Source organism: Spiribacter salinus M19-40 (assembly GCF_000319575.2).
Taxonomy (GTDB): domain Bacteria; phylum Pseudomonadota; class Gammaproteobacteria; order Nitrococcales; family Nitrococcaceae; genus Spiribacter; species Spiribacter salinus.
This window is the reverse complement of the sequence record NC_021291.1, coordinates 625,662-640,805: the sequence shown is the minus strand read 5'-3', so window position 1 is coordinate 640,805 and position 15,144 is coordinate 625,662. Positions and strand designations below refer to the sequence as shown.

The following is a 15,144-nucleotide window of genomic DNA, read 5'->3' as shown; positions in this document are numbered from 1 at the left end:
CTCAGAACCACCCCCGCCAGCTACCTACGAAAACGGTCAGCAGCAGGAGCAGACCCACGATCATCACAAAGGCATAGTGATAGAGGTAACCGGATTGGAAACCGCGAACCAGCGCTCCAACACGGCCTATCGTGCGGGCCGTGCCATTGACCAATACACCATCGATTACCCCCTGGTCGCCGCCTCGCCAGAGCGCTCGGCCCATGAGCCGTCCTCCGCCAGCGAAGCCCGTGCTGTAGAGCGCATCAAACCCATATTTACGCTGTAATACATTGATGACCGGCGCAAACAGTCGGTTGATACCCGGCAGCAAATCAGGCCGGAGGATATAGAAGAACCAGGCGGTCACTGCCCCGGCAACGGCCAGCCAGAACGCGGGGTTCACGGCGGCGTGCAATCCGAAGGCAAACGGCCCGTGAAAATGCGCCGCGACGTTGGCGAGGACATCATTGCCCGCCGCGACCTGGATCGATCCAGCGAAGAAATCACCAAAGAGCATCGGTGCAATCGTGAAATAACCGATCAGCACCGAGGGAATGGCCAGAGCGATGAGTGGCCACTCCATCACGGGCAGTACGTAGCGCGGCAGATGCTGAATATGGGCCTTGGCGTGCGGATCGATGCGCTCCTCGCCCCAGAAAACCAGAAAATAGAGCCTGAAACTGTAGAGTGAGGTAATAAAGACCCCAAGCAACACGGCCAGGTAAGCGAACCCGGCGCCCGTCCGGTCCGCGTAGTGCGCGGCCTCAATAATGACGTCTTTGGAGTAATACCCTGAGAAGAATGGCGTACCCACAAGCGCCAGCGTGCCCAGCAGCATCGTGACGTGGGTAATGGGTAGATACCGACGCAGATTGCCCATCCGGCGCATATCCTGCTCGTGGTGAAGCGCCACAATCACCGCCCCCGCCCCGAGAAAGAGCAGCGCCTTGAAAAAGGCGTGGGTCATCAAGTGAAAGACGCCAGCAGCATAGGCCGAGGCGCCCAGGGCAACGAACATATAGCCGAGCTGGGAGAGCGTCGAATATGCAATGACGCGTTTGATGTCCGTCTGAACCAGCCCGACCAGCCCCATGAACAAGGCGGTGATGGCACCGAGGATCAGAACAACCGATAACGCGGCATCAGACATCTCGAAGATCGGCGACATGCGCGCGACCAGAAAAATGCCGGCCGTGACCATGGTCGCCGCATGAATCAGCGCGGAGATCGGCGTTGGGCCTTCCATGGAATCCGGCAGCCAGACGTGCAATGGGACTTGAGCCGATTTACCCATTGCGCCGATGAACAACAGGACAGCCGCGACCGTTGCGACCAGCGCCTCGGCGCCAAAGAGCTGCATGGTCAGGCCAGGTGTCTGGGCCGCGGCTTCGAATACCTCGACGTAATCAAGACTGCCGTAGTACATCAAAACGGCCGCGATACCAAGTAAGAAGCCGAAATCGCCGACCCGGTTGACCAAAAAAGCCTTCAGGTTGGCAAAGATTGCGGTTTCCTTGCGATACCAAAAGCCGATCAGGAGATACGAGACCAGGCCAACGGCCTCCCAGCCAAAGAACAGCTGCAGGAAGTTATTCGCCATCACCAGCATGAGCATGGCGAAGGTAAAGAGGTTGATATAGCTAAAGAACCGCTGATAGCCCGCATCATCGTGCATGTAGCCGATGGTGTAGACATGGACGGCGAGCGACACGGAGGTCACCACGACCATCATCAGCGCCGTGAGACGATCCACGAGAAAGCCAACTTCCAGATTGAGTCCGCCGGCAGTGGCCCAGCGGTAAATCGTCTCGTTGAAGACAGGCGCGCCACCCGTGGCGTGCTGATACAAGACCCACAACGAGAGCAACGCTGAGACGCCCACTGCTGCCACAGTCAGCGCCGCCGAGGCCTGACGCCCGAGACGTTGCCCGGCAAGGCCGGCCAGGATCGCGCCCAGCAAAGGCGCAAGGACAATCAACAGATAAACCGTCTTCATCCCTAGCCCCTCATCGTATCCAGGTCGCCCACGTTGATGCTGCCGCGATTACGGAACAGCACCACGAGGATGGCCAGCCCGATCGCGGACTCCGCCGCAGCAACGGTAAGGATGAAGAACACAAAAACCTGCCCGTGGATGTCTCCAAGGAAGCTCGAAAAAGCGATGAAGTTAAAGTTGACGGCTAGCAGGATGAGCTCAATCGACATCAATAGGACGATGGCATTCTTCCGGTTAAGGAATATGCCCGCCATGCCAATGGAAAACAGCAGCGCGCTGAGAACCAAATAATCGGAAAGCGCTAACATGGATGCCCCGAATGTTATGAGTCGTTCTTGCGTTCAGTTGGTATGCGCACCATGCGCAGCCGGTCTTCCTTGCGGGTCCGGACCTGTGCCGAAATATCCTGATGCTTCGTCCCGCCACGGCGCCGATGAGTCAGCATGATCGCGGCGATAATCGCCAGCAGCAGCACCATCGCGGCAAGCTCGAACGGATAGACATAAACGGTGTAAAGCACGCTGCCCAGCAACCGAATGTTGTTGCTCTCTGTACTCGCTGAGCTGGCCTCCGCACTGAGTGTCGCGAGATCGACCTCCGCTGATCCGAGCACAAGCAGCATCTGCAAAACCATGATGACGCCGACCAGCGCCCCCAGCGGCAGATAACGCGCAAAGCCCTCACGCAGCACCGATAGATTGATGTCGAGCATCATCACCACGAACAGGAAGAGGACCATAACGGCGCCAACATAGACGAGAATCAGCGCAATCCCCAGAAACTCGGCCTCAGCGAGAAGCCATAGCGCAGCGCTCGAGAAAAACGCCAGCACCAACGAGAGCGCAGAGTGCACCGGATTGCGCGCCGTGATCACCAGCGTGGCAGCCGCCAGCAGGATGGCAGCAAACACATAGAAAATGACTTTCTCAATCACATCCGGTCCCCGGCGTCAGTCGTCTAGCGGAAGGGCGCATCAGCTGCCCGATCTTCGGCTAGCTGCGCCTCATATTTTTCGCCCATCGCGAGCAACTCGTCCTTGTGGATTACCTGCTCGCCGCGGCGCTCGAAATGATACTCGTGAATCCGCGTCTCGACGATGGAATCCACCGGGCAGGATTCTTCACAGAAACCACAATAAATGCACTTGAACAGATCGATGTCATAGCGCGTTGTGCGGCGCGTGCCGTCATCACGCTGTTCTGACTCAATGGTGATTGCGAGCGCGGGGCAGACGGCCTCACAGAGCTTGCAGGCAATACAACGCTCCTCACCATTCGGATACCGCCGCAGCGCGTGCAGACCACGGAATCGCGGCGACTGCGGCGCCTTTTCCTCGGGGTACTCCAGTGTGTACTTGTCGTCGAACAGGTGACGTCCGGTCAGCCGCATGCCCTTGAGCAGCTCCGTCAGCATGAACGTGCCGAAGAATTCTCTTACTGCTTGCATGGTCAATCACCCAGCCTATTCAAAACCATGGACCCACCTCGCCGAGAATGAGTCCCGAGAGCACAATCAGCCAAACCACCGTGACGGGAATCAATACCTTCCAGCCGAGCCGCATGATCTGGTCGTAGCGGTAGCGCGGAAACGTCCCGCGAAACCAAATGTAGAGAAACAAAAACAGACACGTCTTGAGCGCAAACCAGACGAACCCAGGCACCCAGGCAAAGGCCGGCCCAAGCAGCGGTAGCCCGTGAAACGGCGAGTACCAACCACCCAGAAACATGATCGCGGCCAGGCCCGAGATCAGGATCATGTTGGCATACTCCGCCAGGAAGAAAATCGCGAAGGCCATGCCGGAGTACTCGACATGGAATCCGGCCACGATTTCGGACTCACCCTCGGCGACATCGAATGGCAGCCGGTTCGTCTCGGCCACGCCGGAGATCCAGTAGACAACGAACAACGGCAACAAGGGCAACCAGAACCAGTTCCAGATCGGGCCTTCCTGCGCCTGGATGATCTCCCCCATGTTGAGACTGCCGGAGGCCATCAGCACCCCGACCAGCGCAAAGCCCATGGCGATCTCGTAAGACACCACCTGGGCTCCAGCCCGCAATGCACCGAGCAGTGCATATTTCGAATTGGATGCCCATCCGGCAAGGATAATCCCGTAGACCCCCATAGAGGTCATCGCCAGCACATACAGCAGGCCCGCGTTGATATCCGCGATCACCATGCCGTCACCCAGCGGCAGCACAGCCCATGCCGCCAGCGCAGGCATGATGGAGAGCATGGGCGCGAGCACGAACAAAAACCGGTTGGCGTTTTGCGGCAGCACCACCTCTTTCATGAGCAACTTGAGCGCATCCGCGATCGGCTGGAGCAGGCCGTGCCAGCCTACGCGGTTCGGACCGCGCCGCAGCTGCATCGCACTAATCACCTTGCGCTCGGCGTAGGTCATGTACGCGACCGCCAAAAACAGCGGCACGATGAGTGCCGTGATTTTTGCAACGATCCAACTGAGCTCGATGAGTTCGCTCATGCGCGAGCCTCAACCGGTTCAAGCGTTGCCGGCCCGATCAGTGAACCCAGGCCCTGCGTCCCCTCGAGACCAGCCGCCACCCAGAAGGTGCCCACGGGCATCGCCTCCCTGATGCGCACGGGCAACGACCGAGCGACGCCACGCTGGTTCACCTGAACCGTCGCACCTGCTTCGACGCCAAGACGTGCGGCATCATCCGGGTTGATCACGACTTCGGCATCCGCTGCATGGTCAGTGGCCTGAAGCGATGGCGCGTGACGACTCAATGGGTCGACATTAAACATGGCGGGGTAACCAACACGCAGCATGTCCGCGGCTTCGCCAGGCTGTGGTGACACCACGACATCCGGCGCGGCGCTCGTGTACTGACTCGCCACTGCCTGCATTTCCGCATGAATCTCATCCACGGCCTGATACTCGTAACCGTCAAGCTCAAGCACATTCGCTAAGACGCGTAGCAACCGCCAAGCCGGCCGCGCATCACCCTGAGGCTGTGCAACGCCCGCAAAGCTCTGCCAACGCCCCTCGGCGTTGACCAGCGTGCCAGCCGTTTCACCGAGGGTGCCGATCGGCAGCAGGATATCCGCGTGCTCACGCAACATCGGGGAGTCGTAGGCGACAAGCCCAATGACCTGTTCGGCTTGCCCGAGGGCGTCTGCCGCCAACGCCGCATCATTGAGGTCGTGCTCCGGCTCAATGCCCATCAGCAGATAACCCGGGCGCGGTGCCTCGAGCATGGCCTTGGCATCGAGCCCTGGGCGGGTAGCGCCGTCTGGCCCGCGCTGGGGTAAAGCACCGCTCAGCCAACCACCCGCCGTATTGGCGCCCTCGGTGAGTTCACCGTAGTTAGCACCCGCCATCCGGGCGATCTGCGCGGCCAGATACCGAAGCTCGGCACCCGCTGGATGGGCGTCGGCCAGACCACCCAGTAGAACGGCGGCCTTGCCGTCAGCACACAATGTCGCCGCGATCGCCTGGCTCGCTGTATCCGCCGGCGTGTCACCCAGCCAGTCGGACAAGCCTTGGGGTTCGGACACGCCCTGATGCCCGGCAACAGCCCGTGCGATGGCGGCAAGGCGCCGTGGCATGGCGGCGGCTGACACCACCTGCTCATGGGTAAGCTCAATGTTCCAATCAAAACCGCATGGATTGAGCGCCATGACGTCACCGCCCCGCAAGGCGGCTTTTCTGAGCCGGTGATTGAGCAACGGTTGTTCATGCCGCGGATAAGCGCCCACGATCAGCGCTGCGTCGAGCTGCTCCAACTCGGGGATCGGCAGGCCGAGGCCAGGAAAACCGTCACCCCGCACGCCATCACGGAAGTCACCGCGACGCAGCCGCGTGTCGATGTTGTCGCTACCCAGTGCCCGAATGATCCGCGCGGCGAGCGTCATCTCCTCTAGGGTCGATGACGGCGAGATCAACGCCCCGAGTGCCTGCTCACCATGCTTTTCGACGACGGTTTTCAGGGCATTGGCCGCCGCCTCGATCGCGGTCTGCCAATCAACGCTGTGCCATTCGCCATCTTCACGGATCTGCGGCGAGAGCAAACGCTCCGCGCTGTAGATCCCTTCATAAGAGAATCGGTCACGATCGCTGATCCAGCACTCGTTAACCGCCTCGTTATCTCGGGGTACGACCCGCTTGACCGTGCCACGGACCTGGTGGAGATCAATGTTTGAGCCGATGCAGTCATGTGGCGCTATGGTCGCGTGGCTCAGCATCTCCCAGGCGCGGGCGGTATAGCGATACGGACGGCTGGTGAGCGCGCCCACCGGACAGAGGTCGATGATGTTGCCAGAGAGTTCGGAGTGCACACCGGCGCCAACCAGCGTGCTGATTTCGGTGTGTTCACCGCGGAACATCGCGCCGAGCTCTGAGGTACCCGCCACCTCATCCAGGAACCGGACACACCGCGTGCAATGAATACAACGCGTCATTTCGGTCGCAACCAGCGGACCGAGGTTTTCATCCTTGACCACACGCTTGCGCTCAACAAACCGGGAGATGCCTCGGCCATAACCCAAGGCAAGGTCCTGGAGTTCGCACTCGCCGCCCTGATCGCAGATCGGGCAGTCGAGCGGGTGGTTGATCAGCAAAAACTCCATCACGCCGCGCTGGGCCTTCAAGGCCCGCTCAGACGTGGTCCGCACCACCATGCCGTCAGCAACCGTGGTGATGCAGGCCGGTAGCGGCTTCGGCGCGGGCCGGCCACCCATTTCCACATCGACAAGGCACATCCGGCAGTTGGCAGGCGCGGACAACTTGCTGTGGTAGCAAAAACGCGGGATATCGATACCGTGCTCGTCTGCTACCGAGATAATCGAGGCGCCTTTGGGCGCGTCGATGGCGCGCCCGTCAATCTCGACCGTGACAGTCTCCGGGTTCTGGGTCTGGACCTCTGCGCTCATGCCGCCGCCTCAACGATGGATCGCTTGTGCTCAATGTAATACTCAAACTCGTGTCGCCAGTGTTTGAGTACGCTTTGCACCGGCCAGGCTGCGGCCTCGCCGAACGCACATATGGTATGTCCGGCAATCTGCCCGGCTGCTGATTCAAGCAGCTCGATGTCTTCCGGCCGACCATGGCCTTCATAAATCCGCCGGATGACGCGATACATCCAGCCCGTGCCTTCCCGGCAGGGCGTGCACTGGCCGCAGGACTCCGCGTAGTAGAAGCGGCTCACGCGCATGATGGCGCGCACCATATCCGTTGTCTCGTCCATGACGACGACGCCGCCAGAACCGAGTGCCGTTCCCGCCTGCATGAGTGAGTCGTAGTCCATATCGAGTTCGAGCATCTGCTCACCGGGCACCATCGGCATTGATGACCCACCGGGAATGACCGCCTTGAGCTGACGCCCACCCAGCACGCCACCCGCCATGTCCAGCAGGTCGCGGAAAGGCGTCCCGAGGGGAACCTCGAAGTTGCCCGGCTTCTCGACATGCCCGGAGACACAAAAGATCTTCATGCCGCCGTTATTCGGCTTGCCAAGCTCAAGGAACCAGTCCGCGCCATTGCGAATGATGGCCGGCACTGACGCCAGCGTTTCGGTGTTGTTGATCGTCGTCGGGCGACCGTATACGCCAGCCTGTGCTGGGAAGGGCGGCTTGTTGCGCGGCATGCCTTTCTTGCCCTCAATGGACTCCATCAGGGCCGACTCCTCGCCGCAAATATACGCCCCGGCACCCACGTAGTTATGCACTTCGTAATCATAGCCGGAGCCCAGGATGTTTTCGCCGAGGTACCCGGCCTCACGCGCTTCCCGCACGGCTTGTTCCATGCGCTCGGCAGGTTCTTTCATGAACTCGCCACGCATGTAGTTATAGCCAATCGTAGCGCCCATGCAGTATCCAGCGATAATCATGCCCTCGATGAGCGCATGCGGGTTGTAGCGCAGGATGTCGCGGTCCTTGCAGGTCCCAGGCTCGGACTCATCCGAGTTGCACAGCAGGTATTTGGGCCCTGGCGCACTGCGCGGCATGAAGCTCCACTTCATGCCCGCCGGGAAACCCGCGCCGCCGCGACCGCGTAGGTTTGACGCCTTGATCTCTTCGATCACGTCTTCCTGGCTCATCCCATCGCGCAGCACTTTCTCAAGCGCCTGGTAACCGCCAACGGCCCGGTAATTCTCGAGCGTCCACGGCTGGTCAAAATGCAGCGTTGTGTAGCAGACGTTGGTCATAACTACTCCAGGTCGTCGAGTATTCGGTCGATCTTCTCCGGGGTGAGATCGGTGTAAAACGCTTCGTCAACCAGCATCATCGGAGCGCCTGTGCAGGCGGCCAGGCACTCTTCCTCGCGCTTGAGCGTGATGCGCCCGTCCGCTGTCGTATCACCCAGGCTAATCCCCAGGCGCTTTTCGACGTGCTCAACGATCTCATCCGCACCCCGCAGCATGCAGGAGATATTGGTGCAAATGTTGACCTTGTGCCGCCCGACCGGCTTTACATCAAACATCCCGTAAAAGGTCGCCACTTCGTAAACACGGGCCGGCGCCATGTCGAGATAGTCGGCGACCGCATCCATTCGCTCACGCGGCAGCCAGCCGCCGCTATTGTGCTGAACGATATGCAGTGCCGGAATGACTGCGGACTGCCGCCCGGCCGGATCGTCCGGGAAGCGCTTGAGCCAGGCGTCAATCTCGGCCTGCTCCGTCGCCGTCAAACCTGAGAGAACCTGCTCTTCCGCACTGCTCACCGGTCCACCTCTCCAAATACAATATCCATCGTCCCCATCACCGTCACGACATCCGCGAGCATGTGGCCGGCCACCATCTCATCCATGGCCGCCATATGGGCGAACCCCGGCGCCCGCAATTTGAGCCGGTAGGGCTTGTTGGCGCCATCAGAGACAATGTAGGCGCCAAACTCGCCTTTGGGCGCTTCTATCGAGGCATAGACCTCGCCCGCCGGGGGGCAATAACCCTCGGTGAACAGTTTGAAGTGATGAATCAGCGACTCCATGTCGTCTTTCATCTCTTCGCGGCTCGGCGGGACGACCTTGTGATCATTCAGAATGACCGGGCCGCTGTTTTTACGCAGCCAGCCAATGCATTGCCGGATAATCTTTACTGACTCCCGCAACTCTTCCATGCGGACCAGGTAGCGGTCATAGCAGTCGCCGTTCGTGCCAACAGGAATATCGAAATCCATCCGGTCGTAGACTTCGTAAGGCTGTTTGCGGCGCAGATCCCACTCCACGCCAGAGCCGCGCAGCATTGGCCCCGTGAATCCCAGCTGCAGCGCCCGCTCCGGCGAGACCACAGCGACATCCACCAGGCGCTGCTTCCAGATTCGGTTGTCAGTGAGAAGCGTTTCAATTTCATCAACTGTGCCCACGAATCGGTCGCAGAAGGCCTCGATGAAATCGAGCATGCTGCCTTCCCGATCCGCGTTCATCCGCTTCAGGGCCTTATCGTTGCGGAACTCGGACTCGCGGTATTTCGGCATGCGCTCCGGGAGATCCCGATAGACACCGCCCGGGCGGTAATAGGTCGCGTGCATGCGTGTGCCACTGACTGCCTCATAGCAGTCCATCAGCTCCTCACGCTCTTTAAACGCGTACAGGAACACCGTCATCGCACCGACATCGAGGCCATGGGCGCCAATCCACAGCAGGTGGTTCAGAATCCGCGTGATCTCATCAAGCATCACGCGGATGTAGCGCGCCCGCTCCGGTGGGGTAATGCCAAGCAGCTTCTCGATGGCAAGCACGTAGGCGTGCTCATTACACATCATCGAGACGTAATCGAGCCGGTCCATATACCCGATGCTCTGGTTGAACGGCTTGGTCTCGGCAAGCTTTTCCGTGGCCCGATGCAGCAGCCCAATGTGGGGATCGGCACGCCGGACGGTTTCACCTTCCATCTCGAGGACGAGGCGCAGCACGCCATGGGCAGCCGGATGCTGCGGCCCGAAGTTGACAGTGTAGCTATTGATCTCAGGCATCACGCGCCTCCTCGGCCGCTGGGTCTGCGTAGCGGTTATCGTCCCGAATCACGCGGGGAACGAGCACGCGGGGCTCGATGGATACGGGCTCGTAAACAACGCGGCCGCGGGACTCGTCGTACCGAACTTCGACATTGCCAATCAACGGAAAATCCTTGCGGAATGGATGCCCGACGAACCCGTAATCGGTGAGGATACGACGCAGGTCTGGGTGGCCATTGAAGACGATGCCGAACAGGTCGAAGGCCTCACGCTCCTGCCAGTTGGCGGACGCCCAGATCGGCACAATTGAGTCGAGCATCGGCAAGTCATCATCAGCGGCGAAACAACGCACCCGCAGACGGTGGTTATGCGTCACCGAGAGCAAATGATAGACCGCGGCAAACCGCCGGCCAGTACTGGACTCCACTGATTGCACGCCGTAAATCCCGGTCAGCCCGAGCCGCCCGGTACTGAAGCCATCTACCCCGCGACTGAAGCCGGTGTTGGTGGCCTCTTCGGTAATCCACTCATCTTCGCCGTACGCCGCGTAATCAACACCGGCGATGTCGAGCAGCTGCTCAAATGCCAAAGCGGGCGTGTCCCGAAGCGTCTGCATGACGCTATAGAGGTTGCCGGGGCTGACTTCAACCTCGGCGTCACCATAATCGCACCGTGAAGCAATTACTGAGTCGCCCAGTACTGTTAGCGCCTGTTCCAGGGTTTTCTCGGCAGACCATGCCATTGCGAAACCTCAGCGTGCGATCGTGTTGGTCCGCCGGATCTTGTTCTGCAACTGGACAACGCCGTAAAGCAGCGCTTCGGCAGTTGGCGGACAGCCGGGAACATAGATATCCACGGGGACGATGCGGTCGCAGCCCCGAGTGACCGAATACGAATAATGGTAGTAGCCACCGCCATTGGCACAGGAGCCCATGGAGATTACCCACTTGGGATCAGGCATCTGATCGTAGACCCGACGCAGCGCCGGCGCCATTTTGTTGACCAGCGTGCCCGCAACAATCATGACATCCGACTGCCGTGGCGATGGCCGAAAAATGAGCCCAAGGCGATCCATGTCATATCGCGCCGCACCCGCATGCATCATCTCAACCGCGCAGCAGGCCAGCCCGAAGGTCATGGGCCAGAGCGAGCCAGTCCGCGCCCAATTAATGAGCTTGTCGGCTGACGTCGTAACAAAGCCCTTCTCGAGTGCGCCCTCTATTCCCATTCCAGCGCCCCCTTCTTCCACTCGTAAAGAAAACCGACCAGGAGAACACCAATGAACACTGCCATCGCCCCGAAACCAAAGAGCCCGATGTCATCGAGCACAATCGCCCACGGGAAGAGGAAGGCAATCTCCAGATCGAAGATGATGAACAGAATCGCGACCAGGTAATAGCGCACGTCAAATTGCATGCGCGAGTCCTCGAAAGCCTCGAACCCGCACTCATACGGGGTGAGCTTTTCGTGATCAGGCCGATGCGGCGCCAGGATAAAACCGGCGACCAGCGGCAGGATACCGATGCCCATGGCCATCACGATGAAGACTAGGACCGGAAGATAGCTCTCGATCATACGCCCAAGGGATCCTGATTGCGGAAATGAACGATTGACCAATGGTGCGGATGGCCGGACTCGAACCGGCACGGCTTGCGCCACTGCCCCCTCAAGACAGCGTGTCTACCAGTTCCACCACATCCGCGTAACGGTAGTCATATCCAGGTTGAAATCGTAACAGGCCCGGTCCTTGTGGACAACGAAAACCGCGCCTTTGAGCCCCTTGGCCGACAGTTTTCTGCGTCTGCCCTCATCAATCGGGCGCTGGTGCAGGTGCAGGCTCTGAGCCCTCTCCCGCTCCGTCGGCAGCACCTTCAGGTGCGGGAGCAACGCCTTCACTGCGCTCAGGGACTTCCTCGACCTGCTCGACCACGCTATCACCCCCACTACTGAACGTGCCCGCCATGATCGCCAGCGTCAGACTGGTGATAAAGAACCCGACGCCCAGAATACCGGTGAGCCGTCCCAAAAAAGAGGCCGAACCCCGTGCACCGAAGACTGTGCTCGAGGCACCGCTACCGAACGCGGCACCCGCATCAGCCCCCTTGCCATGCTGCATGAGCACAACGCCGATGAGGGTTAAGGCCAATACCAGATGGATGGTCAGAACGATGGTATACATGGGTCTCCCGAATGAATGTCAGGCGGCTCAACCGCCCTGCGCTGCAGCACAGATTGCTACGAAATCGTCCGCATCAAGCGACGCGCCGCCAATCAGGCCACCATCAACGTCCGGCTGCGCTAGCAGTTCACCGGCGTTGGCGGGTTTCATGCTGCCACCATAGAGTATCCGCCGCGCCGACGCATTGGCATGGCCTTCAAGCATGGCGAGCTGTTCCCGAATGAAGGCGTGCATGTGCTCTGCCTGATCCGCCGTTGCGGTCCGCCCGGTTCCAATGGCCCAGACAGGCTCGTACGCAATAACGCCATTGCCGAGGCCTGTACCCTCAAGACGCTCGGTCACGCCCCGAATCTGCCCACCGACGATCGCTTCCGTTTGATCGGCCTCGCGTTCCGCTAACGTCTCGCCAACACACAGGATTGGGATCAATCCGGCGTTTTGCGCCTCTTGATAGCGCGCCGCAATGACCTCGTCAGTCTCACCGTAGTGCGCCCGACGCTCGGAATGCCCGAGGATCACATGGGAGACGCCATAATCGAGGAGCATCTCAGCCGCAATTTCGCCAGTCCGCGCGCCTGGACCCGCATCAGCACAGTTCTGGGCGCCCAGCGCCACGTGTTCGCCGCTCAGCACCGACTGCACGGCTTGTAGATGCACAAAGGGCGGGCAAACGCAGATTTCAACGCCGCTCAATGCCGCGACTTTGACTTCGACTGCCCGCGCCAAGGCCTCAGCGTCGCCGCGCCGGCCATTCATTTTCCAGTTACCGGCAATCAAAGGTGTCCGCATGACTCATCCGGGGTGCGTGTAAAAGCTCGGAAGGTTACTCGGGCGTGCTCCGGGAATCAATTGCTTCCCGTGGTCTCTGGCGCGCCGGCACGACATGCAGCACTCACCTGTTCAGCCAGCCACGTGGCATGGGCCACGACGGCCGTTTCATCTTCACCTTCCACCATGACGCGCAGTACAGGCTCGGTCCCGGACGGGCGAAGCAGAACGCGGCCACCACTTCCAAGCTTGGCCTCTACATCCGCCACAGCCGCCGAGATCGCCGGATCCGTCACAGGCTCCATGCCCCGGGCAATGGGCACGTTAATCATATGCTGCGGCAGTTTATCCATACCGCGGACAAGCGCACTCAATGGCTCGTCGCGCTCTGTAGCCGCCCCCAGCACTTGCAGCGCTGAGACAACACCATCGCCAGTTGTAGTGCGGTCAAGGCAGACAATATGCCCGGAGGACTCACCACCAACCAGTCCGTTATGGGCCTGCAGCATCTCGAGGACGTAACGGTCGCCCACGCGCGCCCGTCGAAATTCGATATCAAGTTTGGCAAGCGCCAACTCAAGCCCCAGATTGCTCATCTGGGTGCCAATCACCGGCCCGGCCAGACAACCCGCTGCCTGTCGACTGCGCGCGATCACCCAAAGGAGCTGGTCGCCGTCCAGCACCGCGCCGGTTTCATCCACCATGATGACGCGATCCCCATCGCCATCCAGGGCGATGCCCGCATCAGCGCCTGCCTCGAGCACCGCATGGCTCAGCGCCTCGGGATGCATGGAGCCACACTCGACGTTGATATTGAGTCCATCCGGCTGGGTCCCGCGGCGAATGACGCGGGCCCCGAGCTCCTCGAAAACCGCCGGCGCAACCTGGTATCCCGCGCCATTGGCGCAGTCGACAACCAAGGTCAAGCCGTGGAGCCCGACACCGGGTGTCAGCGTGTGTTTACAGAACTCGATGTAGCGGCCCGGCGCATCCATCAGCCGGGAGGCTTTGCCCAGCGCTGCGGAAGAGACTGTCTCGAGTGGCTCATGGAGTTGCGCCTCGATCGCAAGCTCCGCCTCATCGTCAAGCTTGAAACCTTGGCTGCTAAAGAATTTGATGCCGTTGTCGTCATGACCATTGTGGGAAGCGCTGATCACGATTCCGGCATTGGCCCGCAACGTCCGCGTCAAATAGGCAATCGCTGGTGTCGGCATAGGGCCAAGCAGCTGGATATTGACCCCCGCTGCCGATAACCCAGCCTCAAGCGCCGATTCAAACATGTAATTGGATAACCGCGTGTCCTTGCCGATCAGAACCTGCCCTGAGCCCGCGCGCGCGCTTAGCACTCGTCCCGCTGCCCAGCCGAGCTTGAGGACAAAATCGGCGGTAATCGGATATTCTCCGACCCGGCCGCGTATCCCGTCGGTGCCAAAATACTGCTTTTCCATGGCCCGCTAAGCCCCTTGCGCTGCCATTACATAATTGACCAGGCGAACGGCATCCACCGTCTCTCGGACATCATGCGCCCGAATAATACGCGCCCCATGCATCGTTGCCATTGTCGCCAAGGCAACACTGCCAGCGAGGCGCTCTTCCATGGCGCGGCCCAGCACGCGGCCCACCAGGGACTTCCTGGATAGCCCAGCGAGCACCGGCAATCCATGACCCACCAGTTTAGGCAGACCCTTGAGTAGCTCAGCGTTGTGAGGATCGGTCTTGCCAAACCCGAACCCTGGATCAAGCATCAGGTTACACCGTTCGATGCCGGCAGCTTCTGCCGCCTCCACCCGCTCTAACAGAAAGGTCACCACTTCCTTGACCACGTGCTGGTAACACGGCTTGTCCTGCATGGTCTCCGGCGTGCCCTGCATGTGCATGAGGCAGACCGGGACACTCAGGTCGCGAGCTGCGGCCAGGGCGCCGTCCCGGCGCAGTGCCATGACATCGTTAATCAGCCCCGCCCCGGCATCCACGGCTGCCCGCATAACGGCCGGTTTGGACGTATCCACAGACAGCGGCACCGAGACCTCACCATGCAGTGCTTCGAGCACCGGGATGACACGGGAGAGCTCCTCGTCAACGGACACACCCCGCGACCCGGGCCGTGTGGATTCGCCGCCCACGTCAATAATGGCCGCGCCATCCGCTTCCATCTGCCGGGCATGGGCGAGCGCCTGGTCAGCGCCCACAAAAACACCCCCGTCCGAGAAGGAATCGGGGGTGACGTTGAGGATACCCATGACACAGGGGCGGCTGAGATCCAGCGTCCGCCCCCCGCAATCGAGGGTTGTCGTCATGATCG

At 60.4% G+C, this 15,144-nt stretch carries 16 protein-coding genes and 1 tRNA gene; all 17 read right to left on the bottom strand.

Annotated features, from left to right (window positions below; translation table 11 throughout):
- Window position 1: 1 nt before the first annotated feature.
- Entirely contained in the window at window positions 2-1,978 is a 1,977-nt protein-coding gene (gene nuoL / locus SPISAL_RS03200) for an NADH-quinone oxidoreductase subunit L (protein ID WP_016353031.1), read from the bottom strand.
- Window positions 1,979-1,980: 2 nt separating this feature from the next.
- On the bottom strand, window positions 1,981-2,286 hold the full coding sequence (gene nuoK, locus SPISAL_RS03195) for an NADH-quinone oxidoreductase subunit NuoK (RefSeq protein WP_016353030.1): 306 nt from the start codon (window positions 2,284-2,286) through the stop codon (window positions 1,981-1,983).
- Window positions 2,287-2,300: 14 nt separating this feature from the next.
- Window positions 2,301-2,912, bottom strand: coding sequence for an NADH-quinone oxidoreductase subunit J (locus tag SPISAL_RS03190; protein WP_016353029.1), 612 nt, complete (start codon window positions 2,910-2,912; stop codon window positions 2,301-2,303).
- 23 nt (window positions 2,913-2,935) lie between these two features.
- Window positions 2,936-3,424: an NADH-quinone oxidoreductase subunit NuoI gene (nuoI, locus tag SPISAL_RS03185; protein ID WP_016353028.1), complete on the bottom strand. Its 489-nt coding sequence runs from the start codon at window positions 3,422-3,424 to the stop codon at window positions 2,936-2,938.
- Between the two features lie 19 nt (window positions 3,425-3,443).
- Window positions 3,444-4,463 (bottom strand): NADH-quinone oxidoreductase subunit NuoH, encoded by a 1,020-nt coding sequence (gene nuoH, locus SPISAL_RS03180; protein ID WP_016353027.1) that lies wholly within the window; start codon window positions 4,461-4,463, stop codon window positions 3,444-3,446.
- Window positions 4,460-6,874 carry an NADH-quinone oxidoreductase subunit NuoG gene (gene nuoG / locus SPISAL_RS03175; protein WP_016353026.1) on the bottom strand — a complete coding sequence of 805 codons (2,415 nt, stop codon included), beginning with the start codon at window positions 6,872-6,874 and terminating at the stop codon, window positions 4,460-4,462. Before nuoG ends, nuoH begins: the two co-directional genes overlap by 4 nt.
- On the bottom strand, window positions 6,871-8,148 hold the full coding sequence (nuoF, locus tag SPISAL_RS03170; RefSeq protein ID WP_016353025.1) for an NADH-quinone oxidoreductase subunit NuoF: 1,278 nt from the start codon (window positions 8,146-8,148) through the stop codon (window positions 6,871-6,873). Before nuoF ends, nuoG begins: the two co-directional genes overlap by 4 nt.
- Before the next feature lie 2 nt (window positions 8,149-8,150).
- Window positions 8,151-8,663, bottom strand: a complete 513-nt coding sequence (locus tag SPISAL_RS03165; protein WP_016353024.1) for an NADH-quinone oxidoreductase subunit NuoE family protein — start codon at window positions 8,661-8,663, stop codon at window positions 8,151-8,153.
- Window positions 8,660-9,913, bottom strand: a complete 1,254-nt coding sequence (locus tag SPISAL_RS03160; RefSeq protein WP_016353023.1) for an NADH-quinone oxidoreductase subunit D — start codon at window positions 9,911-9,913, stop codon at window positions 8,660-8,662. The genes SPISAL_RS03165 and SPISAL_RS03160 overlap by 4 nt, the downstream gene beginning before the upstream one ends.
- Window positions 9,906-10,637, bottom strand: coding sequence for an NADH-quinone oxidoreductase subunit C (locus tag SPISAL_RS03155; protein WP_016353022.1), 732 nt, complete (start codon window positions 10,635-10,637; stop codon window positions 9,906-9,908). The genes SPISAL_RS03160 and SPISAL_RS03155 overlap by 8 nt, the downstream gene beginning before the upstream one ends.
- A gap of 9 nt (window positions 10,638-10,646) precedes the next feature.
- Window positions 10,647-11,123 (bottom strand): NuoB/complex I 20 kDa subunit family protein, encoded by a 477-nt coding sequence (locus SPISAL_RS03150; protein ID WP_016353021.1) that lies wholly within the window; start codon window positions 11,121-11,123, stop codon window positions 10,647-10,649.
- Window positions 11,114-11,470 (bottom strand): NADH-quinone oxidoreductase subunit A, encoded by a 357-nt coding sequence (locus SPISAL_RS03145; protein ID WP_016353020.1) that lies wholly within the window; start codon window positions 11,468-11,470, stop codon window positions 11,114-11,116. The genes SPISAL_RS03150 and SPISAL_RS03145 overlap by 10 nt, the downstream gene beginning before the upstream one ends.
- A 42-nt stretch (window positions 11,471-11,512) precedes the next feature.
- A tRNA-Leu gene (locus SPISAL_RS03140) sits at window positions 11,513-11,597 on the bottom strand.
- 108 nt (window positions 11,598-11,705) lie between these two features.
- Window positions 11,706-12,074, bottom strand: a complete 369-nt coding sequence (gene secG / locus SPISAL_RS03135) for a preprotein translocase subunit SecG (RefSeq protein ID WP_016353019.1) — start codon at window positions 12,072-12,074, stop codon at window positions 11,706-11,708.
- Between the two features lie 27 nt (window positions 12,075-12,101).
- Entirely contained in the window at window positions 12,102-12,863 is a 762-nt protein-coding gene (gene tpiA, locus SPISAL_RS03130) for a triose-phosphate isomerase (RefSeq protein ID WP_016353018.1), read from the bottom strand.
- A 56-nt stretch (window positions 12,864-12,919) separates the two neighbouring features.
- Entirely contained in the window at window positions 12,920-14,290 is a 1,371-nt protein-coding gene (glmM, locus tag SPISAL_RS03125; protein ID WP_016353017.1) for a phosphoglucosamine mutase, read from the bottom strand.
- A 6-nt stretch (window positions 14,291-14,296) separates the two neighbouring features.
- Window positions 14,297-15,139: a dihydropteroate synthase gene (gene folP, locus SPISAL_RS03120; protein ID WP_041389171.1), complete on the bottom strand. Its 843-nt coding sequence runs from the start codon at window positions 15,137-15,139 to the stop codon at window positions 14,297-14,299.
- Between the last annotated feature and the right edge of the window lie 5 nt (window positions 15,140-15,144).

Coding starts and splice junctions, on each gene's coding strand:
- nuoL (WP_016353031.1), bottom strand. CDS start 1,978: ATGAAGACGGTTTATCTGTTGATTGTCCTTGCGCCTTTGCTGGGCGCG.
- nuoK (WP_016353030.1), bottom strand. CDS start 2,286: ATGTTAGCGCTTTCCGATTATTTGGTTCTCAGCGCGCTGCTGTTTTCC.
- nuoI (WP_016353028.1), bottom strand. CDS start 3,424: ATGCAAGCAGTAAGAGAATTCTTCGGCACGTTCATGCTGACGGAGCTG.
- nuoH (WP_016353027.1), bottom strand. CDS start 4,463: ATGAGCGAACTCATCGAGCTCAGTTGGATCGTTGCAAAAATCACGGCA.
- nuoG (WP_016353026.1), bottom strand. CDS start 6,874: ATGAGCGCAGAGGTCCAGACCCAGAACCCGGAGACTGTCACGGTCGAG.
- nuoF (WP_016353025.1), bottom strand. CDS start 8,148: ATGACCAACGTCTGCTACACAACGCTGCATTTTGACCAGCCGTGGACG.
- SPISAL_RS03160 (WP_016353023.1), bottom strand. CDS start 9,913: ATGCCTGAGATCAATAGCTACACTGTCAACTTCGGGCCGCAGCATCCG.
- SPISAL_RS03155 (WP_016353022.1), bottom strand. CDS start 10,637: ATGGCATGGTCTGCCGAGAAAACCCTGGAACAGGCGCTAACAGTACTG.
- SPISAL_RS03150 (WP_016353021.1), bottom strand. CDS start 11,123: ATGGGAATAGAGGGCGCACTCGAGAAGGGCTTTGTTACGACGTCAGCC.
- SPISAL_RS03145 (WP_016353020.1), bottom strand. CDS start 11,470: ATGATCGAGAGCTATCTTCCGGTCCTAGTCTTCATCGTGATGGCCATG.
- secG (WP_016353019.1), bottom strand. CDS start 12,074: ATGTATACCATCGTTCTGACCATCCATCTGGTATTGGCCTTAACCCTC.
- tpiA (WP_016353018.1), bottom strand. CDS start 12,863: ATGCGGACACCTTTGATTGCCGGTAACTGGAAAATGAATGGCCGGCGC.
- glmM (WP_016353017.1), bottom strand. CDS start 14,290: ATGGAAAAGCAGTATTTTGGCACCGACGGGATACGCGGCCGGGTCGGA.
- folP (WP_041389171.1), bottom strand. CDS start 15,139: ATGACGACAACCCTCGATTGCGGGGGGCGGACGCTGGATCTCAGCCGC.